This is a genomic window from Cupriavidus sp. SIMBA_020 (assembly GCF_046535395.1).
Taxonomy (GTDB): Bacteria; Pseudomonadota; Gammaproteobacteria; order Burkholderiales; family Burkholderiaceae; genus Cupriavidus; species Cupriavidus campinensis.
In genome coordinates this window covers 1-265 of the sequence record NZ_JAWRWU010000763.1, presented here as the reverse complement: position 1 = coordinate 265, position 265 = coordinate 1, and the positions used below count along the sequence as shown (strand labels likewise).

General features: G+C 72.1%; 1 protein-coding gene. It reads left to right on the top strand.

Annotated features, from left to right (window positions below; translation table 11 throughout):
• On the top strand, window positions 1-265 hold a 265-nt coding region (locus SB751_RS31400), incomplete at both ends, for a LysR family transcriptional regulator (protein ID WP_410749197.1).

Below are 265 nucleotides of genomic sequence, written 5' to 3'. Positions count from 1 at the left end.
ACAGCCGCCACGACCTGGCCGATCTCAGCGCCTTCGCGGCCATCTGCCGCCGCGGCAGCTTCCGCCTGGCGGCCAGCGAACTGGGCGTGTCCACCTCGGCCCTCAGCCATGCCCTGCGCAACCTGGAAGGCCGCCTGGGCGTCAAGCTGCTCAACCGCACCACCCGGTCGGTCGCCCCCACCGAGGCCGGCCGCAAGCTGGCCGCGCAACTGGACCAGAGCTTCGGCGAAATCGGCGAGGCCCTGTCCGAGCTGGCCCAATACCG